Source organism: Lactiplantibacillus sp. C232, assembly GCF_023806725.1.
Taxonomy (GTDB): Bacteria; Bacillota; Bacilli; order Lactobacillales; family Lactobacillaceae; genus Lactiplantibacillus; species Lactiplantibacillus plantarum.
The window spans coordinates 139,380-162,869 of record NZ_JAMSKZ010000009.1 but is presented as its reverse complement, the minus strand read 5'-3'; the positions used below and the strand labels follow the sequence as shown (position 1 = coordinate 162,869).

At 45.8% G+C, this 23,490-nt stretch carries 21 protein-coding genes and 1 pseudogene; 19 read left to right on the top strand and 3 right to left on the bottom strand.

The window, feature by feature from the left end:
- Positions 1-485 precede the first annotated feature (485 nt).
- The 13 genes from MZO41_RS10315 (at position 486) to MZO41_RS10255 (ending at position 13,281) form a co-directional block, all read left to right on the top strand.
- Positions 486-1,679, top strand: a complete 1,194-nt coding sequence (locus MZO41_RS10315) for an ABC transporter substrate-binding protein (RefSeq protein ID WP_003643351.1) — start codon at positions 486-488, stop codon at positions 1,677-1,679.
- Between the two features lie 30 nt (positions 1,680-1,709).
- Complete coding sequence (locus tag MZO41_RS10310; protein ID WP_003642246.1) at positions 1,710-2,588, top strand: branched-chain amino acid ABC transporter permease; 879 nt, start codon at positions 1,710-1,712, stop codon at positions 2,586-2,588.
- Positions 2,589-2,604: 16 nt separating this feature from the next.
- On the top strand, positions 2,605-3,567 hold the full coding sequence (locus tag MZO41_RS10305) for a branched-chain amino acid ABC transporter permease (protein WP_003642245.1): 963 nt from the start codon (positions 2,605-2,607) through the stop codon (positions 3,565-3,567).
- The gene (locus MZO41_RS10300) at positions 3,560-4,339 is read left to right on the top strand and encodes an ABC transporter ATP-binding protein (RefSeq protein ID WP_003642244.1); all 780 of its coding nucleotides are present in this window, start codon (positions 3,560-3,562) and stop codon (positions 4,337-4,339) included. The genes MZO41_RS10305 and MZO41_RS10300 overlap by 8 nt, the downstream gene beginning before the upstream one ends.
- Positions 4,340-5,044 (top strand): ABC transporter ATP-binding protein, encoded by a 705-nt coding sequence (locus MZO41_RS10295; RefSeq protein WP_003642243.1) that lies wholly within the window; start codon positions 4,340-4,342, stop codon positions 5,042-5,044. It abuts the gene before it with no gap.
- 2 nt (positions 5,045-5,046) lie between these two features.
- The gene (locus MZO41_RS10290; protein ID WP_003642242.1) at positions 5,047-5,682 is read left to right on the top strand and encodes a CBS domain-containing protein; all 636 of its coding nucleotides are present in this window, start codon (positions 5,047-5,049) and stop codon (positions 5,680-5,682) included.
- Between the two features lie 639 nt (positions 5,683-6,321).
- Positions 6,322-7,104, top strand: a complete 783-nt coding sequence (locus MZO41_RS10285; RefSeq protein WP_011101992.1) for a WxL domain-containing protein — start codon at positions 6,322-6,324, stop codon at positions 7,102-7,104.
- Between the two features lie 73 nt (positions 7,105-7,177).
- Entirely contained in the window at positions 7,178-8,221 is a 1,044-nt protein-coding gene (locus tag MZO41_RS10280) for a WxLIP family cell surface protein (protein WP_013355904.1), read from the top strand.
- Between the two features lie 81 nt (positions 8,222-8,302).
- A complete protein-coding gene (locus MZO41_RS10275; RefSeq protein WP_013355903.1) occupies positions 8,303-8,680 on the top strand; it encodes an LPXTG cell wall anchor domain-containing protein in 378 nt (125 codons plus the stop codon).
- Entirely contained in the window at positions 8,677-10,185 is a 1,509-nt protein-coding gene (locus tag MZO41_RS10270) for a WxL domain-containing protein (protein WP_013355902.1), read from the top strand. The genes MZO41_RS10275 and MZO41_RS10270 overlap by 4 nt, the downstream gene beginning before the upstream one ends.
- Positions 10,186-10,626: 441 nt before the next feature.
- The gene (locus MZO41_RS10265) at positions 10,627-11,592 is read left to right on the top strand and encodes an ABC transporter substrate-binding protein (protein ID WP_011101988.1); all 966 of its coding nucleotides are present in this window, start codon (positions 10,627-10,629) and stop codon (positions 11,590-11,592) included.
- Positions 11,593-11,609: 17 nt separating this feature from the next.
- Entirely contained in the window at positions 11,610-12,611 is a 1,002-nt protein-coding gene (locus tag MZO41_RS10260) for an ABC transporter permease (protein ID WP_013355901.1), read from the top strand.
- On the top strand, positions 12,508-13,281 hold the full coding sequence (locus MZO41_RS10255; protein WP_003642235.1) for an ABC transporter ATP-binding protein: 774 nt from the start codon (positions 12,508-12,510) through the stop codon (positions 13,279-13,281). The genes MZO41_RS10260 and MZO41_RS10255 overlap by 104 nt, the downstream gene beginning before the upstream one ends.
- Before the next feature lie 545 nt (positions 13,282-13,826).
- Here MZO41_RS10255 and nagE read toward each other — a convergent pair.
- A pseudogene (nagE, locus tag MZO41_RS10250) lies at positions 13,827-15,809 on the bottom strand (N-acetylglucosamine-specific PTS transporter subunit IIBC).
- Positions 15,810-16,160: 351 nt separating this feature from the next.
- Between nagE and MZO41_RS10245 the strand changes: the two are divergent.
- The 5 genes from MZO41_RS10245 (at position 16,161) to MZO41_RS10225 (ending at position 20,773) form a co-directional block, all read left to right on the top strand.
- Positions 16,161-16,814: a nitroreductase family protein gene (locus tag MZO41_RS10245; RefSeq protein WP_003643347.1), complete on the top strand. Its 654-nt coding sequence runs from the start codon at positions 16,161-16,163 to the stop codon at positions 16,812-16,814.
- 151 nt (positions 16,815-16,965) lie between these two features.
- A complete protein-coding gene (locus MZO41_RS10240) occupies positions 16,966-17,502 on the top strand; it encodes a MarR family winged helix-turn-helix transcriptional regulator (RefSeq protein WP_003642232.1) in 537 nt (178 codons plus the stop codon).
- Positions 17,503-17,530: 28 nt separating this feature from the next.
- Complete coding sequence (locus tag MZO41_RS10235; RefSeq protein WP_003643346.1) at positions 17,531-19,288, top strand: ABC transporter ATP-binding protein; 1,758 nt, start codon at positions 17,531-17,533, stop codon at positions 19,286-19,288.
- A 192-nt stretch (positions 19,289-19,480) separates the two neighbouring features.
- Complete coding sequence (locus MZO41_RS10230; RefSeq protein ID WP_003643345.1) at positions 19,481-20,368, top strand: ROK family protein; 888 nt, start codon at positions 19,481-19,483, stop codon at positions 20,366-20,368.
- A 108-nt stretch (positions 20,369-20,476) separates the two neighbouring features.
- Positions 20,477-20,773: a winged helix-turn-helix transcriptional regulator gene (locus MZO41_RS10225; protein ID WP_225867880.1), complete on the top strand. Its 297-nt coding sequence runs from the start codon at positions 20,477-20,479 to the stop codon at positions 20,771-20,773.
- A gap of 82 nt (positions 20,774-20,855) precedes the next feature.
- Here MZO41_RS10225 and MZO41_RS10220 read toward each other — a convergent pair whose 3' ends face one another.
- Positions 20,856-21,479, bottom strand: a complete 624-nt coding sequence (locus MZO41_RS10220; RefSeq protein ID WP_003642228.1) for a TetR/AcrR family transcriptional regulator — start codon at positions 21,477-21,479, stop codon at positions 20,856-20,858.
- Positions 21,480-21,578: 99 nt separating this feature from the next.
- Here MZO41_RS10220 and MZO41_RS10215 point away from each other — a divergent pair, with 99 nt between their 5' ends.
- Positions 21,579-22,502 carry an amidohydrolase family protein gene (locus MZO41_RS10215; protein ID WP_252129680.1) on the top strand — a complete coding sequence of 308 codons (924 nt, stop codon included), beginning with the start codon at positions 21,579-21,581 and terminating at the stop codon, positions 22,500-22,502.
- A 170-nt stretch (positions 22,503-22,672) separates the two neighbouring features.
- On the opposite strand, the gene MZO41_RS10210 is transcribed toward MZO41_RS10215, so the two are convergent.
- Positions 22,673-23,374 (bottom strand): SGNH/GDSL hydrolase family protein, encoded by a 702-nt coding sequence (locus tag MZO41_RS10210; protein ID WP_003642226.1) that lies wholly within the window; start codon positions 23,372-23,374, stop codon positions 22,673-22,675.
- Positions 23,375-23,490 lie beyond the last annotated feature (116 nt).

The window sequence follows — 23,490 nt, the reverse complement described above, 5'->3', positions numbered from 1 at the left end:
ATTAATTGGTATTTGAATTCACGGCCACTTAAATGTCTTAATTGGCATACACCAATCGAGATCTTCTTGCTTAATTTACGTCATTAAATTCGTTCAAGTTATTTCTTGCAATCTGCCTAATATAAAAACAATTAAAAATTCACTTGACTTATAATTAAAAGTTAATTAATCTAAGAAACATCAACATTACAAAAACTTTTGAAAGCGAGGCGCGTCAATTATGAAAATTCAATCTAACCTAACCAACTTGTTGACAACCCTTGCTGTTCAAAATTTAGCCTTATTATTAACGAAGAAGGACCCGGTCACTTGACCTTGAGTATAACTCAAAATTCAAGTGAACTGAGCCCTTCTTTCCCATTGTGGTAATGAGGCTCAGTTCCGGGTAAAGGCCTCATTCACTACGGTGGATGAGGCCTTTTTGTGACTTAAGGAGGATCGGGGTCAACAACGTAGCAATAAAAAAACGAAAGTGGGAATAACTAATGAAAAAATGGGAAAAACAAACGATGAAGATTGCAGCACTTGGTGCGATGGCGTTGACACTGGCAGGGTGTGCCACTGCCAAATCAAGTTCAAGTCAAGGAAATAATCCTGGCAAGACTATTAAAATTGGGGTCAATATGGAATTGTCTGGATCTGCGGCCGGTTATGGAGAACAGCAAAAGCAAGGCATTCAGTTAGCCGTCAAGAAAATCAATAAGAGCGGTGGAATCAAGGTTGGGGGGACCAAGAAGAAAATTCAGTTGGTGATCCGGGACAATAAGACATCGAACACGACTGCTGCTTCCGTGGCTGCCCAGCTCGTGAATAACGATAAGGTCGTGGCCGTAGTTGGTCCCGCGACAACTAGCGCCGGGACTGCGGCGATCCCTAATATGACTAAGGCGGCAGTACCATCAGTCAGTCCATCAGCGACCGATCCGGATTATACGTTGCAAAAGAGTGGCAAAGTTCAAAAGTACATATTCCGAGCTTGCTATCAGAATAATTTTCAAGGAGCCACGGCAGCAACCTTTGTGACTAAGAACTTGAAGGCGAAACGTGTCGCCATTTTGACTGATAACTCCAGTGATTACGGCACGGGCCTAACAAAGGCGTTTAAGAAGCAGTATCGGGGCACGGTCGTTAGCAGCCAAACGTTCCAAGAGGGCGATAAGGACTTTAATGCCATCCTAACTGCGTTGAAACATAAAAAGATCGATGCCATATATGCGCCTGGTTACTATTCAGAAATCGGTCTAATCGTTAAGCAAGCGCGGCAAGCGGGAATCAAGGCTCCAATCGTTGGTAGTGACGGGATGGCGGATGCTAAATTAGCCCAAATTGCTGGCAAGTCTAATGCTACCAATGTTTATTACACGACGCCATTTTCTACTAAGGCTTCGGCAACGAACAAAGTTGCTTCGAAATTTATGAGTGCTTACAAGGCAAAGTATGGTAGTACCGCACCAACTTTTTCAGCACTCGCTTATGATTCGGTTTATATGATCAAAGCAGCCATCGAAAAGGAAGGCTCGGCTAATTCTGTTAAAATCGCCGATGGTTTAGCCAAACTTAAGAACTTCAAGGGTGTCACTGGGACGACGACTATCGATAAGCAACATAATCCTGAAAAGACGATTTCAATTGAACAATTGACGAATGGCGTGGTCAGCAAGGTTTATAACGTCAAATAGTCAGACTAGTGAAAGCGTGGGGGAACACATATGCAGACATTTGGACAACAATTGATCAACGGACTATCGCTAGGAAGTATCTACGCGTTATTGGCGCTAGGCTACACGATGGTTTATGGCATTATCAAATTAATTAATTTTGCACATGGCGATATTTATATGTTGGGGGCCTTTTGGGGCTATTACAGTTTGAAGTCACTACACTTTAACTTTGTTGCGGCGCTCCTGTCCGCAATGGTGATCTGCGCAGTTAGTGGTGTGATTATTGAATACTTCGCGTACCGCCCATTACGCCATTCACCGCGAATTACCGCGCTAATCACGGCAATCGGTGTTTCATTCTTGCTTGAGAATGGAATGTCATACTTTGTTGGTGCGAGTGCCCGTTCATTTCCCCAAGCAATCAAAGTGGTGACTTATCACTGGGGCGGATTGCGGGTATCGAATGTGCAGCTACTGATCTTAGGAACGGCGTGCCTATTAATGATTCTATTGGAATTAATTATCAAACGTACCAAAATGGGTAAAGCAATGCGGGCCGTTTCTGTTGATCCCGAAGCTGCACAGTTGGTGGGCATCAATCTTAACCATACGATTTCGTTCACGTTCGCATTAGGGTCTGCAATGGCCGGCGCTGCCGGAGTCCTGATTGGCCTATACTATAATTCGATTGATCCGTTGATGGGCATGACGCCCGGTATCAAGGCCTTTGTTGCAGCTGTGATTGGTGGGATTGGTTCCGTGCCTGGGGCTTCATTGGGGGGCTTTATTATCGGCATCCTGGAGACTGGTGTTCAGGCGATTGGCCTATCCGCATACAAGGACGCGGTGGTTTACTTTGTCTTAATTGTTATTTTGCTCGTGTTGCCGGCTGGAATATTCGGTAAACGAACCAAGGAAAAAGTCTGAGGGAGGCGCCAAATTAATGAAAGCAAATTTGAAAACTAACATGGCGTGGCTCGGTGTGATGGTTATCGGCTTTGTTGTGATTGACGGTTTAGAGCTGATGGGCGTCATTAACTCGTTTATTGAAAATATGCTGGTGACGATTGGTATCAACGTTATATTGGCGGTGGGACTCAATCTGATTATTGGGTTTGCAGGCCAGTTCTCGCTTGGTCACGCCGGCTTTATGGCAATTGGCGCCTACGCGACTGGTATTATGACCCAAACAATGGCGACGCCCGCGGGATTTTATCTGTCGATGATCGTCGGCATGGTGATTGCCATGGTAGCGGCGGTCATTGTTGGCATCCCAACATTACGATTGCGCGGTGATTACTTAGCCATTGCGACGATGGGGGCGGCCGAAATCATTCGGATTCTAATCAATAATCTGAAAATTACGAACGGTGCAGCGGGGTTATTCAATATCCCGGCACTTGCTTCGTGGGCAACGGTGTACGTCTTAATGTGTCTGACAACGATTATCACGGTCAACTTTATTCACAGTCGCGGTGGTCGGGCCGTGATGGCTGTGCGGGATGATGAACTGGCGGCTGGTGCCATGGGAATCAATACGACGCGCTGGAAGTTGGCCGCTTTTGTCTTTGGCGCGGCGACTGCGGCGATTGGTGGGTCGTTGCACGCGGCCTACATTCAGACGATTGCGCCGGGTGATTTTAATATCATGGCTTCCATTGCGATTCTGATTATTGTCGTACTCGGTGGGGTCGGCAGTATTACCGGGACTTTCGTAGCCGCAATCGTATTAGGAGCGCTCGACACGATCTTACAAAACTTCGGTACGATCCGAATGATTATTTATTCATTGGCACTGATTTTGATTATGCTTTTTAAGCCAGCCGGACTGTTAGGAACGTGGGAGTTCTCATTCACGCGTCTATTCAGACGGCGATCAACTAAGGAGGCGGTTAACCATGAGTAGCCGGTTATTAGACGCACAAGGGTTGGTCAAAAACTTTGGCGGCCTGACCGCCGTTGCTGACGTTTCACTCCATTTTGATCAAGACGAGCTGATTGGTTTGATTGGCCCGAATGGTGCTGGTAAAACCACGTTATTCAACTTGTTGACTGGTGAAACGCCGGTTAGTTCGGGTAGCATTAGTTTCTACACAGATCAGGGCGTGGTGTCGTTAAATGGCAAGCAGCCCGCTGCGATTGCTCGGGTTGGTATTTCACGGACATTTCAGAATATCCGGTTGTTCAAGGAGATGAGTGTACTCGATAACGTGCGCATTGCAATGACCAATCATTATCATGAACGGTTTTTGACTAGCATCCTGCGCTTACCTAAGTATTACCAGACTGAGCGGGCAATGACCCAGGCGGCGCAAGCCTTATTAGCGATGTTTGATTTGACCGCCGTCGCTGATCAGCCCGCAAAGAGTTTACCATATGGTATTCAGCGGCGATTAGAGATTGTGCGGGCCCTGGCGACGAAGCCCAAGTTACTCTTCCTTGATGAACCCGCAGCGGGCATGAATCCCGAAGAAACGGCGGATTTGACGCGCTTGATTCGCCGAATTCAACAAGAATTTCATATTACCGTTGTGCTAATTGAACACGACATGTCACTAGTTATGAACGTAGTCGAGCGGCTCTACGTGTTGGAGCACGGGGCGTTACTGGCAACTGGGACGCCAAAAGCCATTCAACATGATCCGGCCGTTATCAAGGCCTATCTAGGAGGGGTGTAAATGCTTAAAGTACGTGATTTAGTCGTTAATTACGGCGCGATTCAGGCAGTCAAAGGTGTTAGTTTTGACGTGCAACAGGGTGAAATCGTTACGTTGATTGGTGCTAACGGCGCCGGGAAATCTACGTTGTTGCACACGATATCTGGCTTGATGCGTCCGGTCAGTGGTTCTATTCACTATTTGGATCAACCCATCCAAAAGACGGCCGCTCCTAAAATTGTGCGGGCGGGTATCTCGCAAGTTCCTGAAGGACGCCATATTTTTCCCGGCCTGTCTGTTCAAGAAAATCTACAAATGGGTGCTTTTTTACGGCAGGATCGGGGTCAATTGGCTCAGACTTATCAGCAAGTTTACGACTACTTTCCAATTTTGAAGAAACGTCGGCATCAAGATGCCGCGACGCTCTCAGGTGGTGAACAACAAATGTTGGCGATGGGCCGCGCACTGATGGCGCAGCCCAAGCTGATGTTGCTTGACGAACCTTCAATGGGATTAGCGCCCATCTTTATTAATGAGATCTTTGAGATCATCAAGGCAATCAATCAGGCTGGAACGACGGTTTTACTAATTGAACAAAATGCCAATCAAGCCCTGAAAATCGCTGACCACGGCTATGTCTTAGCTAGTGGACAAGTCAAGCTTAGTGGTCGGGGTTCCGAATTATTAGCTAATTCAGAAGTTCAGAAAGCTTATCTAGGGGGTTAAGTATGAGTGTTGCAGATTATATGACACCACGCCTGGTCGTTGTTAGTCCTAAAACGACGATCAGTGTGGCGGTCGAATTAATGAAGAAAAATGCGATTCATCGGTTACCTGTCATGGCAGGTAATCGAATGGTCGGCTTGATCACGCATGGTATCATTCAGCGTGCGATGCCATCACAGGCCACGAGTTTGTCGGTGTATGAATTAAATTACTTACTTACTAAGACGACGGTGGATCAAATCATGGAAACGGCGGTTCAAACTGTCGCAGCAACCGCTCAGTTAGAAACAGCGATTGCAACGATGCGGAAAAATAAGATCGGCGTACTACCAGTCATGACGGGCGACCAAGTTGTGGGCATCATTACTAATAATGATATCTTGGATGCGTTCTTAAATATTGCTGGTTACGGCCAGCCGGGAATCGTAACTCGGGTGGTGGTCCATCATGACCATGTCGGCGTAATTTTTGCCATCGGAAAGGTCTTAACAGAACACGATTTAAGTATTCAGACGTTAATGGTCGTAAATCACCAGGCTGAAAAAGTGATTGAGCTCCACGTGAATAGTGAACAGGCCGCCGATGTTAACCAAGTCTTGACAGCAGCAGGTTTTGAAGTACAACCGGTCAGTGATTAGCTCTGGCGGCTATTGTCTATTATTGGAGATTAGGTGGCTAAAGACATCGCGTTGTACAAAGTTATAGGGCGTGGTGAAAGTGTGTGGGCACAAAAAAGATTCAGGATGATTCAATCCTGAGTCTTTTTTTTTGACGTATTGTTACTTAAGACTGCGGTCGACTGAATGTTTTATAGACAGGACATTCGCTAGCTGATGGGAAATTACGGCAACTAACTAGTACTTGTGAGGAGTAGTGATAACTGATTGAGTTCGTTATTACCATGCGGTTTTGAGCGGTACACACAAATTTAAGACCGGATAATAAAATTGATAGCAAACCGAGACTGATCAAGAAGAACGATACTGACCTGAACGTGACAAAAAAAAAATTATTATTAATTGGATTAAATCCCTATCTGTTGTTTTATTAATGTTGTACAAGTATTAGAAAAACAGCGGATAGAACGTTTTTTAATGCAAAAATGATGAAACAAAAAATTAATGCCACATACAAAATACGGCCGGAACAGTTGACCTGGTTGATTTTCACGAGTTAACAAAGAAGCAACTCAAAGATTAAGGGGTTGTAATTGTTGGGAAGTGTGGTAAATTATTAGTGCAGTTAATGAATTAGGCAAACTAAAGGGGATGCACGATATGAAAAAAGTAGTAGGCAGTTTACTCATGACCAGTACCATTTTATTGGGGGCCTTAACGCCAATCGTTGGTCACGCGGCCGATGGTGAAAATCGGAGTGGGACGACGAATGCAACGGCAACGTTTACGGCAAATACCACTAATCCAGTTGATCCGGTCGATCCGACTGACCCAACGAAACCACTTGACCCTAAGCCTGGTGATGGCGATAACGGTGCCAATTCCGGTGCTGGTTTGTCACTGATCTATGCGCCCGGTAAACTTGATTTCGGTTCACATGAAATTGACGTGATCAATAACCAAAGCTATAAAGCATTAACAGGTAGCGATGGTAGCACGGTCACCATGGGGTCAACGAGTAAAGTTGGTTTACAAGTCTCTGATCAACGCGGGACGAATGCGGGTTGGACATTGAGTGTTGCCGCTGCGGATGGCACGGATGGTAACTTAAGTACGCTTAAGGGGGCCACGGTCTCCTTACCTGCAGGGACGGTCATTTCTTCCGGATCGGAAGCTAGCAACGGCAGTACCGGTGGTAATGGTGCGGTCGGACAAGCTGTTGAACTTGACTTAGGTAGTCAAGCTTCGACTAGTGCCGGGGCGTCCTTTACGGGGACAACTTCTGGGAATGTTATGACAGCAGCGGATAAGAGTGGGGCGGGGATTACGTCGGACTTGCTTGATCCGGCTGCAGTTAAGTTGAACGTCGTGGCTAACACGGCGGCCGCTACGACTTACAAGGGCGTCCTAAATTGGACATTAACATCATCAGCAGATAATTAAATTAATGAACTTGGAGATGACCACGTAATAGTGGGCGTCTCTTTTACATAATAATCGACGGGGGGACGCAATAATGAAGAAAATGATGCGGTGGTTAGGGGCCATCTTAGTGATGATCAGCGGCTTGGCCGCGGTGGTTCCAGCACAGGCAGCCAATACGGACACCAGTAATAATATTGGTTTTAGTGTCGTGGCCCAAACGCCGAGAAACCAAATTGATAAACAGGCAACGTTTTTTGACCTCAAAATGACGGCAGGGCAGACCCAAACGTTGCAGACGCGAATCTATAATACGACTAACCGGGATATCCGCGTTGCGATGGGGATTCATACGGCATATACCAACAGTGGTGGCGCCATTGAATACGTGACCCCGGCGAAAAAGTATGATGCCTCACTGCAGTATCGGGTCGACCAATTGACTAAAATCAAGGGGCCAACGACGGTGACAGTTCCAGCCAACGGTTCTAAGCTGGTCAGTGCCCAAACGACCATGCCGACTAAGGATTTTAACGGTGCCCTGTTAGGTGGTTGGTATTTTAAACGCGTCGATCAAAAGGTCACTGGTGAAGTGAAGGGTGCTACGAATATTAGCAGTGAATATTCTTATGTGGTGGGCATCAAGTACAGCTTAGGGACTGCGGCCACGCCCGTCTTGAAACTAAGCGATGTCGCTGCTGGAATGGTTAATTATCACCGGAGTATCGTGGTGACGTTACGCAATACTGCAGCAGTGATGATACCACGGGTTACCATGAAGACGACGGTCACAGCCAAAGATAGTGGCAAAACCGTCGTAAAGGCGACCAAACAAGGCGTGATGTTGGCACCTAATACGACGTTTAATTACCCATTGTTACTCAACAAACAGAAGCTTCAAGCGGGGACGTATCATTTACACTTGGTTGCGCACAATAGCGCTCATAAGTGGACTTTTGACCGCGATTTCAAGATTAGTGCTGCCACGGCTAAGACGTATAACCAGGATACGGTTGATGATAACGGCATCAGTATCTGGTGGTTGATTGGTCTGGGCGCACTGGGCATGTTGATTGTAGTCTTACTGATTTTGTGGTTAGTGCTTTTCTTGAAGAAGCGGCGGCAATCCCAAGACTAACAGCAATCGGCTCGGTGTTTAGTTTGGGGCCGCTAAGCGTCATGAACAATTAGTAGCTGGGCAAAAAAGGGGGACTGACAAATGATGCGATGGCTGTTGATACGGGGCTTACTGGGCTTATTAATCGGCCTAGGACCATCCATCGGGGGAGCTGCTCAGACGGTGGGCACTTCGTCGACACAAATACAGTTCTATACGTCACGTTCAGCGGACAAACAAACGCCTACGACGGTGCAACAAATTCCGCAGGGCGACGTTGTGTACGCAACGAAGGCTGTCAAAGCCGCGCCCAATCGCTTTGTCGGTCAGTGGCAACAGGTACTAGCAACGGGCCGTTTGCCCCAAACCGGGGTCCAAGCGAATCACTATTATCAGTGGCTCGGGTTCCTGACCTTAATGGCACTCTTATTAGGGTGGCAGGTGCTTAAGTTAATGCGTGAAAGGGGGGCGAACACGTGAAACGACTGCGGCATATTAAGCTAGGCATGCTGTTACTGAGCTGCTTAGCGTTTATCAGCATGCTAGCGATTACGAGTCAGGCAGCGGCGCCCGTGACGTCTGCGACAACGACAATCGCTAATTCGAGTAATAAGTACTACACTTACTTTAATAGCGGTGATGTCGTTGGGTTCAATATCTCGGGTGGAATTGGGATATATCCAAGCTTAACCAAAGTGACGGCCAACTATGCGGATCAGGGACGTATATCGACTAAGACTACCACAATAACGTTGACCTTTAGTGGTTCGTTGTTTGCGAATAGTTCGGAGATTAAAACGCTATATTACGATGTCTTTTATAAGCAAGCAACCGAAGAATTTGGAACTTCACTAGTGACCAAGACTCCGACAAATATGGCGACTGGTTCTAGTACGGTATCGATGAATACTAACAAGACTTTGACAGTCGATATGAGTAAGTTAAAGGATAATTTGCCAGTATATATTGGGTTTCGATTAACTACAGTAAAGGGTGAGACATCCACGTACCGCTTGGCAGTGTTTAATCGGATTAGCCTTAATACGACGCTGAATACGCCAACAACGACGGATACCACTCTGACAGGAACTGGGATTGCCGGTAATACCGTCAGCACGACAATTAATGGTAAGTCGTACACGGCGACAATCGGTAGTGATGGTAAATATGAAATTAAGTTAAATGATGGCTTCAGTGGGGTCACTTCAGTCACAGTAACGCAGACGGGAGAAGCCGATTATGGCGAATCTGAATCGGTGACTAAGGACGTGACGATACCACCGCTGACAATCAAAAGTAGCAGCACAGCGGTGAATTTGTCCGTGAGTGATCTAGCGGCGTTAACGTCTGATAGCGATGCTGTTAATTGGTTAGTTAAGCAGGCTGGCGTGGTTGCGACGAATCCTAGTAATGCTAATGACACGATGACTTATCATGCGAGTGAGAGCGGTCTGGTCGCGTTATTCAAGGGGCTCGCTGATAATCAGAGTACTGCGGTTCACATTTATGCAACGAGCGCTAGCGGCTTAACGTCTGATAAAATTGCGCTACAAGTGACTAAGTTAGCAGGGACGCTGTCGTTTGGTCAATTAACGACCAATATGAGCTTCGGCGATTTAAAGGTGCCGTTGACACCACAAGTCTATCAACCGACTAATCCACTAGCCATCAGTGTGACTGATACCCGGGCGACCGGGGCTAAGTGGTATTTGTACGTTAGTGCCACGCCGCTGACATCGACAACGGTCAGTGGACGGACGTTGAAGGGCGATTTGGTTTACCGTGATGGTAGTGCACAGACCGTCTTAACGAATCAAGCGACGTTGGTCCAACAGGGACAAAAAGTCGCGGGGACGACCGATACGGTAGTCACTGATGATTGGTCGACAACGAAGGGAATCGGATTATCAGCGCAACCAGGTATTTACGCTGATACTTATCAAGGTACCTTGAGTTGGACTCTGAGTGATACGCCAGATAAATAAGTTAGCGTGTATCAGTTGGGTGACGGGGACTTTGACCAGTTACACTTGAATTTTTTACTGGTTCGCAGTTGACAAGTTAGGTGTCGTCATGGTTTACTATTAGCTATAAATTGAAACGGAGGATGACTAATATGTCATTAGCAACTAACCTTCAATTAAATAATCAATTTGCCTTTAGCTTTTTCTTTAGATAGCGTTTGTATTCGTTTGATGGATACAAGCGCACGCAACGCGTTTGTATCTATCGAGAGCTAAAGTTATTCAACATGACTTAAACGCCAGGTAGATGCAGGGACAATCTATCTGGAAAAATATCGGGCCCGATAAAACACCAGTTAGATTCTTCCCAGAATCTAACTGGTGTTTTTTGTTTTCAGTCCGGTTCATCAAGACGTTGATGAACGTTGGGCGAACCAGACAATTTTTAAGGAGCGTTTCAAGATGAAAAAAACAACTTTAGGGGTATTAATTTTAGGTGCTGGGTTACTATTAGCTGGTTGTGGCAAACAAGCAACGAGTGGTCAGCAAAGCGTGTCGGTGGGCATCTTACAGGTAGTTCAACATGGTTCACTAGACCAAGCGCGCAAGGGGTTCAAAGCCGGATTACAAAAAGAATTAAAAGCGCATAACAGTAAAGTAACGGTCAAGTATCACTATCTAAATGCACAGGGTGATCAGAGTAATTTGAATACAATGAGCCAACAACTCGTCCAACAGAAAAATGATTTGTTAGTTGGCATCGCAACGCCAGCTGCTCAGGCATTAGCCAAGAAAACGACGACGGTGCCGACCTTGGTTACGGCCGTAACTGATTTGAAAGCGGCGGGATTGGTGAAAAGTGATACGAAGCCCCAAACTAATGTGAGCGGCACGAGCGATTTAATGCCCGTCGGCAAACAATTACAGTTATTGAAGAATATGAGTACAGGTAATAAACCGTTGGGGATTATGTATAACTCGTCAGAAGAAAATTCAGTGCTACAAGTCAAGTTGGCGAAGGCTTACGCGAAAAAGCACGGTATCAACTTAAAGGTCGTTAGCGCAACGAGTACTAATGACGTTGCCAGTGTTTTGGCCGGTTTGACGGGTAAGATATCTGGCCTTTACTTACCAACCGATAATTTGATGGCGAGTGCGATGAAGACGATTGGTCAGAAGACCAAGGCTGCAAAGCTACCAGTGGTAACGGGTTCGATTGAAATGGCTGAAGATGGCGGGACTGCGACGTATGGTCTTAACTATTACGAATTAGGTGAACAGACTGGAAAAATGGCTTACCAAGTCTTAATCAAGAAGCAGAAGCCGCAAACAATGGCGGTTCAAACAGCTGACAAGTTACACCTCTACGTCAATAAAGCGAATGCTAAGGCAATCGGCTTACAACCAAGTACAATCAAGCAACCATAAGAGGGGAGCGAGGTAATATGTTAATCACGAGTATTGGACAAGGTTTATTATGGGCGCCACTGGTCATCGGGGTGTTCCTCACTTTCAGAATTTTAAACATCCCTGATTTGACCACCGAGGGTAGTTTTCCATTAGGGGCTGCCGTGACGATTAGTAGCATGTTGGCCGGACAGTCAGCTATCGTGGCGAGTTTATTAGGATTTGTCGCCGGATGTTTGGCCGGCTGGGTCACGGGGGTATTAGATACTAAGCTTAAAATGCCGTCATTATTGGCCGGAATTCTGACGATGACGGGACTATATTCCATCAACATGCACATTATGGGCAAAGCGAATATTCCCTTGCTTGACCAGAAAACGTTGATGGGCTGGTTACCAGCGAGTTGGTCTTTGAATTTACAAACTATCGTGATTGGTGCGATGGTCACGCTGGTCGTCCTGGCCGGGTTGATCTGGTTGTTTCAGACGCGTTTGGGACTGTCTTTGATGGCAACGGGTAATAATCCTGCGATGAGTGCTGCGAATGGAATCTATACCGATCGGATGGTCATTATTGGCTATATGTTATCTAACGGTTTGATTGCTTTATCGGGTGGTCTGATTGCACAGAGTAACGGCTACGCGGATATTGGGATGGGCATTGGGACGATTGTCATCGGGCTGGCTTCAGTGCTAGTTGGTGAAATCTTCTTACATGGTCGTCAAATCTGGGTCCGTTTGACTGGAATGGTCGTGGGCGCCATTATCTATCGTTACTTATTGACTTTGGCAATGGGTTTAGGTTTCCCCGTCAATGACTTAAAGATTTTATCAGCGGCGATTCTTGTCATCGTCATCTGCTTGCCACTATTACAAAATAAATACCGGACAAAACGGCAGTTACGCCGGTACCTTAAAGAGATTGGAGTCGATCAACATGCCACAACCAACTATTCTGAACGTCCAACACTTACAAAAAGTCTTCTTTCCCGGAACCAGCAACGAGCGGCACGTCTTAAAGGACGTAAATCTAACGATTGAGCCTGGCGAATTTGTGGCGGTTATTGGGAACAATGGCGCCGGTAAGTCGACCTTGCTCAATACGATTGCGGGAACACTGAACTCTGATGCTGGCGAAATCACACTTGCTGATCATCGTGTGACCAATCGTCCCGTTGCGTATCGGTCACGGTGGGTGGCCCGGGTGTTCCAAGATCCTAAGTTGGGTACCGCTGGCGAACTAAGTGTGGCCCAGAATCTCACGTTAGCCCAACGTCATACGGGGAGCTTGAGTCTGCGCCGTTATCGCCAACGTGGACAGGAAGAACGATACTTAAGGTTGCTGGCTAGTCTTAATATGGGGTTAGAAGCGCGACTGAATACGCAAGTGAAGTATTTATCCGGGGGGCAACGGCAAGCCCTATCCTTACTGATGGCCACCTTGAGCCAACCAGAGCTGTTGTTGCTGGATGAGCATACAGCGGCGCTTGACCCGAAGACGAGTGCGGAAGTGATGGCACTGACCCAACAAATCGTGACGGCCAATCATCTGACAACGATGATGATTACGCATAAGATGAGCGACGCGTTGGCGTATGGCAACCGGCTGGTGATGGTGCAGGATGGGCAAATCAAGTTGGACGTGCGTGGTGCCGAGAAGCAAGCATTGCGGACGGATGACTTGGTGACGATGTTCGCAGCTGAGGTGTGAGGCTGTCGTTGCAAAAAACGACTTGCAACGGCCGATGATCAATTAGCAGGTCATTATCTTACTTAACGAATTTCGCAATCAAATAAATGATCAGTCCTAAACTGATGAGACCACCGATGATAGATATAATGAAAATTAAATCGCCAAAATACATTGGTTTTCCTTTCTAGCTTAGCGCATGCTGAGCAATACCAAAATATAATTATTGTAGGTTCGGTTAGTCACCGCTTCGTGCAAATCATGATTAAGGCGTGCTGTTAGTTTAGATTGCAGTTCATCAACACGTGTTCGTCCGACTTCCGAGGCTAGGTGACAATCGTTTTAGCATACCATATTAGTTTCGTGGCGATAATATTCATATGACGTATAATTCTGGAAAGATCAGTTAATTGAATAATCCATAATTGCCGGTAAACGTTGCTAAATGGCGAATGAGTTACGTTAAGGAAAATTTAAGGAATTGTCCGGCGATTTGATTATCGAAAACAGCCCCCTGAGTATCAAATACGTAGGGGGCTGTTCATATAATTGGCGCATGTAACAAGTTATTTCGTCGTGACCAACATAATCTCATCACTGACTTTGACTTGGTTGGTCAACATCTTGAATTTCATCAAATTGACAGCATCCATGTTAGTGATGATAACCATCATGGTTGTGGCCTTACCAGCAGCCTTAATCGCTGCCAGGTCAGCTTTGGCAACTACTTCGCCATGGTGAACGGGTTGATCGGTTTGGACTAGTACTTCAAAGGGAGCACCGTTCAACTCAACGGTATCAATACCCATATGCAGCAGAATTTCTAACCCTGAATCGGTTTTAAAACCGATTGCATGCTTGGTAGGAAAGACGGTGCTGACCGTCCCGTCGACCGGCGCCGTAATCGTCCCGTCTGCGGGATCAATTGCGAAGCCATCGCCCAGCATCTTCTTAGCAAATGTGTCGTCGTCGACGTTTTCAATATCTACGTACTGACCGTTAGCGACGCTGTAAAAGTCGGTGGTCACACCACTAGTGATATTAGTCGCAGTTGGTGCTGTCGCAACAGCTTCATTGCTAGTCGTGGTCTTAGTAATGGGTGCGTTCGTGAGCTTTAAGTGGCTCAACGCGTCGGCGACGAATTGGACTTCGGTCCCAATAATGATTTGTAGATTATGGTCGTCTAATTTGTTAATACCAGCAGCACCACTGTGTTTGATAGCGGCTTCATTAATGGTTGACGTATCGGCTAATTGCAATCGGAGACGGGTCGTGCAGTTATCGACAACCGTTAAATTATCGGCACCACCGAGCGCAGCGTAAATTTGCTTGGCTTGACGTGTGTATTTGTCATCATCCGCATCAGTGGCGATGGCTAAATCATCGGCGTCATCGGCTGTCACTGGTTCGCGGCCCGGTGTCATCAAATGGAACTTCTTGATTGCGAAGTCAAAGCCAAAGTAGTAAATGACGGCTAGAACCAATCCTTGTAAGATTAACATTAAAGGTTGATTAGCAATCGGGTTTTTAAGGCTTAAAATGTAGTCAACTAACCCGGCGGAGAAGGCAAAACCGGCTGTTCAGTGCATGAAGGCAGCAAAGGCTAGCGATAAACCAGTGAAGATTGCGTGTAAAACATAGAGTGGCCAAGCTACGAACATAAATGAGAACTCTAATGGTTCGGTCACACCGGTAAAGAAGGACGCAAACGCACCGGCCATCATCAGGGATGCCGTTTCAACTTTACGTTCTGGTAGCGCATTGCGGTAAATCGCGTAGGCCCCAGCTGGTAAACCAAACATCATGACTGGGAAGAAACCAGCTTGGTACATCCCAGTCACACCCTTGATCCCCTTGTGTGCTAAGAATTTACCAATATCATTGATGCCAGCAACGTCAAACCAGAAAACGGAGTTGAGTGCTTGGTGCAACCCAGTTGGAATCAATAGGCGGTTGAAGAAGCCATAGAGACCGGCCCCAACGGCACCGAGACCCACGATGAATTTGCCAAAGGTAACTAACGCATCATAGACGGGCGGCCAAACAATGAGAAGCGCGACGCTGACTAATAACATGGTCAGCGCGGCTAAGATTGGGACTAGACGTTTACCACTGAAAAATGAAAGAGCCATCGGTAGTTTGGTCTCGTGGAAGCGATTGTAAAGAGCTGCGGCAATCAGACCAGAGATGATCCCAATGAAGACGTTGCCAATTTGACCAAACGCTGGATTAACAGTGGCTACCTTGATATTCAAGAGTGTGGCGACCGATTCTGGTTTTAAAACGTTAGTTGGTAATTCAAAGGCAACTAAACCAGCAAGAGCGGCTGCGCCATCTTTATCTTTTGACATACCGAGTGCCAAACCAACTGCAAAGAGTAGTGGTAATTGGCTCAGAACAGCGTTACCACCGGCTTGTAAGAAGTGTGCGACGATGTCGTTACTAGCAGATGCCCACCAGTTACCAATTCCCACAAGTAAAGCTGCTGCGGGTAGAACGGCAACGGGTAATTGCAGTGAACGGCCCATACGTTGCAAATAATTCTTCATGTACAAAATCCCCCTAAAAAGATAGTTTTGAATAAGTGCAATCATTATTGTACGGTGCTGAAAGCGCTATTACAACCGCTTTTTATTGGTATAGTCCATTGGTTTAATAAGATTAACAGTACAATTGGGAGTGGTCTAATATAAATACAAATACGGAACTACAAGTCCGACAAGCATAAGTAATACTGGTATAAACGATGACCCCAGGTAATGAGCATAAAAAATAAATATTGGTCGGAATAATAGGTGCTAATGATAGCGATTTCAAAATAATTGTGAAAACAAATACAAAATCAGTTATAATAAGATTGATTAATGAATTTGTTACTTTTAAAAAAGGAGTTGTTTAGGATGCCAACAACCATGACTACTAATATTAAAAATAATGATTTTAAAGACGTGGTGTTTAACCGCCAATCAGTACGGCAGTTTGATCCGACTGTCAAAATTGAGCGTGAAGAATTGCAAACGATTATTGATGAGACAATCAGCGCACCATCAGCATGCAACTTGCAATCCTGGCATTTTGTGGTTGCCGATAGTGCGGACGGTAAGGCAAAGGCGAAGTCGGTTTTAATGCCATTTAATTATCCACAAATTGATTCTTGTTCAGCCATGATTTTTGTCCTGGGCGATACGCAATCGCATTTGGTCTATCGGGACGTGTGGAATAAAGCTTGTGAAGAAGGACGCATTACCCCGGAAAAGCGGGATCAAATCTTCAAGACGTTCTTACCAATGTATGAAAATGCGAGTCCAGAATTTCTACAAGCTGATGCGATGATTGATAGTAGTATGGCCGCAATGCAATTACTATTGATTGCCCGCGCACATGGCTATGATGCTAATCCAATTGCGGGTTATGCGGCAGATAAAGTCGCGACGACCTTTGGCTTGGATGCCAAGCGCTATGTACCAGTGATGGCTATTGCACTTGGCAAGGCAGCTAGCGAACCAATCACGACAACGCGTTACGCTGGCACGCAGGTTACCGAATTCATTTAATTGAGTTAACCTTTTGATATCTCAAACCTTGATTTAATAGGGCTTGAGATATTTTTTGAACTTTTGGTTAGAATTTTAGTTAGTTTTTGTTGTATTTATCTAACTATCGTGCTAACATAAGCATCATTCAAATCAAGGAGGACAAAAATTCATGACAGTTAATAATCGTGATTTATTTAGTAGTTTTGGGAAGTTATTTCAAAATCGGGCCTTCGTCATGGCGGTTGCGCAACAATTTCATTTTGGCGACCATGGTTCTGAGCGTAGCGGGCGTGGTCAAATGGGCATTTTACGGGTATTGGCGGATGCACCCGCTGGTTTAACCAATGCTGAGATTGCTGAGATCTTAGATATTCGGCCGAGTTCAGTCAGCGCCACATTGAACCGTTTGGAAGATGGCGGCTTGATCGAACGTGAACCTAGTGCTCATGACAAACGCGTGGTCATCGTGCGGTTAAGTGACCGTGGTCGTGAGATGGCGGACCATCGCGCGCAAGGAACGAGTGATCTGGCGGATCAGTTATTTGGTAATCTGACGGATGATGAGCGCGATCAGTTACAACATTTATTAGATAAGTTGCGGGCCAATGCGGATGACATCGATATTCAAGATTTAATGCAATTTGGTCAACAACACGGTTTTGGCCCACGTCCCGGTTGGGGTCATGGGCATCATTGGTTTAATTAAATTTTAGAAACACGAGGCATAAGAGCAGATGGAACGACCACAAGCAGCATACTCGCGTCCAGCGGGTGGTAAATTTGATTTAAAACAATTCTTACAATTGATTCGGCACGCTAGCCCTCGTTATTGGCAACTCTGGTTGGGCTTGGCATTAGGCTTATTGGCGACTGGTGCGCAGTTGATGGTGCCCAAGTTTGCCCAAACGTTGATTAATGGGTTTAGTCACGGCGTTAATCAGACCTTACTAATTGGTGTGATTGGCTTATTCTTGATCAGTGCAGTCATTAGCGCGTTATCAGGTTCCTTATTGGGGATTTTTGGTGAAAATGTTGTCGCTAATTTACGGGGGACTTTATGGCATAAATTAGTCCGGCTCCCGGTTCGCTACTTTGACAACGTTAAGACGGGTGAAATGACGTCGCGGTTGGTGAATGATTCGACGCAGATCAAAGACTTGCTCGCTAACGCTTTTCCGCAAGTCGTGACGTCACTGATGCAATTGGTTGGGGCCATCGCAATCATGGTCTTAATGGACTGGCGAATGACCTTGATTATGGTCTTGGCGATTCCAGTTGTTTTATTAGTCATGTTTCCAATCATGCGGCAGACGGGCAAGATTGGTCATGAACGCCAAGATGCTTTAGCTAATTTTAGCGGGACGGCAGAAGAAACGCTGAGTGAGATTCGCTTAGTGAAATCGTCCAATGCTGAACCAGTGGAAACAACGACTGGTTCACATCAGATTAAGACGTTGTATCGAATTGGACTACGCGAAGCCATTTATGATTCCATCTCAAGTCCAGTGATGACGGCAACGATGATGGCGTTATTCGTTGGGGTACTATTGTATGCGTCTGCGCGGGTTGCCAGTGGAACGATGACGATGGGGACTTTGGTCTCATTTTTAATGTATCTATTCCAAATCATTGGCCCAGCTGGGATGCTTGGTCAGTTCTTCACCACGTTAGCAAAGGCCAGTGGCTCGACGGCCCGGATTCGGGAGTTGTTGAATGAACCAGAAGAACAATTGACGGTTGGTGTTGAACACGCAGTCGCCAATGAGACTTTGGCGATGCACCATGTTGACTTTGCCTATGATGATGATCAACAAATTTTACACGATGTCAGTTTTGAAGCTAAACCAAATACGGTGGTGGCGTTTGCGGGACCGTCTGGTGGTGGTAAGTCGACTATCTTTGGCCTTCTGGAACGTTATTATCAACCAACCGCTGGTGAAATTAGTATTGGCGAGCAAGATGTTAATGAACTAAGTCTCAATAGTTGGCGGTCACAAATCGGGTATGTCAGTCAAGACTCGGCAATCATGGCCGGCACGATTCGTCAAAACTTAACGTACGGTGCTGATCGGTTATACTCCGACAATGAGTTGTGGCACGTCTTAGAATTAGCTTCCGCGGCTGACTTTGTACGCGCCATGGCAGATGGCCTTGAGACGCAAGTTGGCGAACGTGGGGTTAAAGTCAGTGGTGGTCAACGGCAACGGTTAGCCATTGCCCGGGCCTTTCTACGGGACCCCAAGATTCTAATGCTCGATGAAGCCACTGCTAGTCTGGATTCCGAATCGGAAGCGATGGTCCAACAAGCCCTCGGCGAATTAATGAAGGGCCGGACGACCCTAGTGATCGCCCACCGGCTGAGCACAATCGTGGATGCGGATCAGATTTACTTCATTGAAGATGGGCATGTGAGTGGTTCAGGTACGCATCAAGAGCTGATGGCGAACGTCCCACTCTATCGGGATTACGTTAAAATTCAATTTAAAGATTAACTAAAAATAGTTGGTTACCATGACGTGGGCACGTGGCAATCAACTGTTTTTGTTGTCTAGTATCGGTCAGAAAAGCATAATTTGATGAAATATGTCGGGATGGATTGTTATTATAAAAGAATATACATTTTATATATTAAGCGCTATCATTGTTATGATAACTAGTTTAATTGATAAAGGAATGATAAAACGATGCAGTCATTAGGAGTTATTGATATTGGTGGAACGACCATTAAGTTTGCTGTGTGGCAAGATCAGCAATTAGTTGCTAAGACCAAAGTTACGACGCCCACAACGCTAGCTGAATTTTACACTTTGCTAACCACGCAGGTTGAGCAGATGAAACGCGATTATCAAATTGCTGGTGTAGGCATTAGTTCGCCCGGGGCTGTCAACAAGGCAACTGGAATTATTGAGGGTGCCAGCGCACTGCCGTATATTCATAATTTTCGGATTCAGTCGGAATTACAACGCCGTTTTGAATTACCGGTCAGTATGGAAAATGACGCCAATTGTGCGGCGTTGGCTGAATTGGCGGATGGAGCGGGGAAACAGGTTGCTAGCCTGTGCTTCTTAATTGTGGGAACCGGTGTTGGTGGGTCGGTCATTGTGAATCATCAAATTTGGCACGGTGCGCACTTATTTGGTGGTGAGTTTGGATTCACGCTCATGAATGACCATCAGATCTTAAGTGAGGTAGGTACTGCGGTAGCTGTTGCGAAGCGGTACAACGCGAGCCATCCAGCTCAACCTGAGCTAGACGGGCAAGCCGTGTTTGAACTGGCTGCCAAGGGTGATACTGATGCTCAAGCCGAAGTTCAAGTTATGGTTCGGGCCTTAGCGCGGGCCATCTACAACTTACAATACAGCTTTGACCCGGAATTGATCGTGATGGGCGGGGCGGTCTCAAATAATCCGCACCTACTCCCAGCAATCAATGCTGAAATTGAGAAATTGCGGGCAACGGTCAAAATTGCTTCTATAAAACCAGATGTTGTGGCTTGTCATTTCACCGATGAAGCTAATTTACGGGGAGCGGTCGTTGACTTTTGTCAGACGTATCTGGACATTCAAAAATAAAAGTCTGAAAAGTCGATGGCAAGCAAGTTATTCGCATTTCAACGCCAACTTACTTAGAATAGTCATAATAATTATAAATTCTAAGTAAGGAAGTATGGACTGATGGTAATGCGTGATCTAAATATTGGCACGAAAGTCGGGTTAGGCGTCCTCAATGACCGGTGGGCCGCGTTAGTACTGATCAACCTGAAGGCGGCGCCAACTGAGATTATGAATTTGCGCCAGCGAGTTAGGGGTCTTAGCACGCTTAAACTACTGAATGTTTTAGCTAAATTAACCGAATTAGGATTAGTTGCGACTGCAGGGAACTATCAATTTCAGTTGACGACTGCGGGCATTAGTTTTCAAAAGCAACTGCATCAGTTGGAAGTGTGGGGCGATCAAATGATCGTGGCCATGCACTGAATATAATAAGTATTGACTGTCGTGACTAAAAGCTGGTCGTAATCCACAATTATGGGATTATGACCAGTTTTTAGTTTGGTTTCTAGTTATTATCGGCCCCAAGCGGACGATCGGAAAAGAGATGGTAAGCTGCGGTGTAGCGGCTCTGAACGATAATGTTGGCAACTACTTCAGGTGGCTCCGGATGGGCCTTGGTCAGCCAGTGCTGAATAATTGCCAGCACGCCACTAAAGTAGATTGGCATGGCGTAGTCAGCCGGAATCGACTGGAAATATTGATGATTTAAGGGCGCCTGCTCAGTAGTGGCGAGTAAATTATCAATGAGACCGGCCTGAAACTGATCAAGAAACTGTGGATCACCATGGGGGCCAAGCAAGGCCTGAAAACTAGCTAATTGGGTGTTGATATTCGTTGTTAATTCCAGATAGGTTGGATAAGCATTCCGCGGGTCAGGATGAACCAAGGCAGCTTGAATCCCTTGGTTAAGGACTTGCTTTGAAACGGTTGCTTGTTCGATTAAAGCATGTTCGAAAGCGTGAATGAAGTCGTAAATATCTTGAAAGTGACTGTAAAAACTCCCACGACTAACGTGGGCTGCTTTGACGACCATGGTGACAGTCAATTTAAAGATGGGTGTCGCTGTCAGTAGTGTTGGGACAGTTGCGAACATTTTCTGTACGGCAAGCGGATAGTTAGTTGTCATCATGTCACCTCCTGTAAATGGTCAATTTGACATCAATTGTACATTTCCAACGCACTCGTTTGGTCTTAGACTATGGTTATTCTAAAAAACGAGGTGCAGCTAATGTCAAAAATTGATTTTCATACCCACTATTTACCAACGAGTTACGTTGAGGCACTAAAGCGTCATGTTCCAGGTGATCCTGATGGCTGGCCGACACCTGAGTGGACACCACAGCTTACGCTTAACTTTATACGTGATAATGATATTAGTTACTCGATTTTATCGCTATCATCCCCACACGTGAACTTCGGTGATAAGGCGGAAACCATACGCTTAGTTGAAGCGGCTAACGACGATGGTAAAAGCTTGGCCCAGCAATATCCAGATCAATTAGGATACTTGGCGAGTCTACCAATCCCTTATGAACTGGATGCTGTCAAAACGGTGCAACAGGCTTTGGACCAGGATGGTGCTTTAGGCGTCACAGTGCCAACCAACTCACGTGGACTTTACTTTGGATCACCAGTCTTGGAACGGGTCTACCAAGAACTAGATGCTCGCCAAGCGATTGTGGCTTTGCATCCAAATGAACCAGCAATCTTGCCTAAAAACGTTGATATTGATTTACCAGTGCCGTTGTTGGGATTTTTTATGGATACCACGATGACGTTTATTAATATGTTGAAGTATCACTTCTTTGAAAAATATCCTAATATCAAGGTGATTATACCGCATGCTGGTGCTTTTTTGGGAATTGTTGATGATCGAATCGCACAATATGCGCAGAAGGTTTATCAGGTGGATGTTTATGATGTGATGCACCATGTTTATTTTGACGTAGCTGGAGCCGTGCTACCACGGCAGTTGCCAACTTTAATGAGCTTGGCTCAGCCTGAGCACCTACTTTACGGGAGTGATATTCCATATACGCCGTTAGATGGCTCGCGGCAATTAGGTCACGCTTTAACAACGACTGATCTATTAACAAATGAGCAGAAACAAGCGATCTTTTACGATAACGCCCATCGCTTACTGACTGAGTAAGTGATGTTAGGATAACTGTTGAATTTTTGACGTGACCAATATTAAAAACCGGAACACCTGTTAATTACTGGTGTTCCGGCTTTTTTACGTTATTGTTAGCATAATTAGTTGGGCTAATCTGCTGTACGGGTAATGCAAGTAATCAGAACCCTCGTCTAAAAATAAAGTGGCTATGGTGTTGCTGTTTTAGCCATTGTCTGACCGACTGTTGCGGTATATTCACGTTCACCAAGACTGTTGGGATGTAAATTATCTTTGACAAACCAGTTGTCGTTGTCTTGCGCAACGTATAGCCAATCAATGAGATGCACATTGTTATATTTTTTAGCGGCCGCGGCAATCAATTGATTGTTAGGGTCTTGCCAATCTTTGCCTGGAACGCGGGTGTTGACCCAGTAAATCTGGTGGTTGCTGCCAATCTGATCAATGATCCCATCGATTTCGGCGGCACTCGTTGGACCGTTCGTCCCCAAGTTGATCAGCACGTTTTTCTGAATTGCATTATCAGCTTTTAATTGGCTAATGACGGCTGGTGCTTCCGACACTTGGCGACCAACCTTGGCGTTAACGTTAAAATGGTCAAAGATTTGTTTTAAGTCACTCGTGGTGCGGACCATGATTGAATCACCGATCCCCGTCACTTTAAGTTTGCGCAGGACGTGAATTTCACTAGTGGATAATTGATATTTTTCACCAAGGGCACTATCCGAAACGGCGTGTGTAGCGCCCTTAGTTTTAGTATTCCCCGTAATGGCGTTGCCAATACTGACAACCTGTTGCTTAATGGTTGGTGTTGGAATGATTAATGCGCCACCAATGAAGACGACAGCAAAGATTCCGACCAACCAATAAATTAATTTTTGATGTTTCATTTGGCACCTCCATACCCCGCTATAAGATTAGCTTACCACCATTACAGTGTCAATTATGAAATTTATCATAAGGTGCTTAAAGTGGTGTGATGGCAGGTTTGTCAGTCGGACTGTCT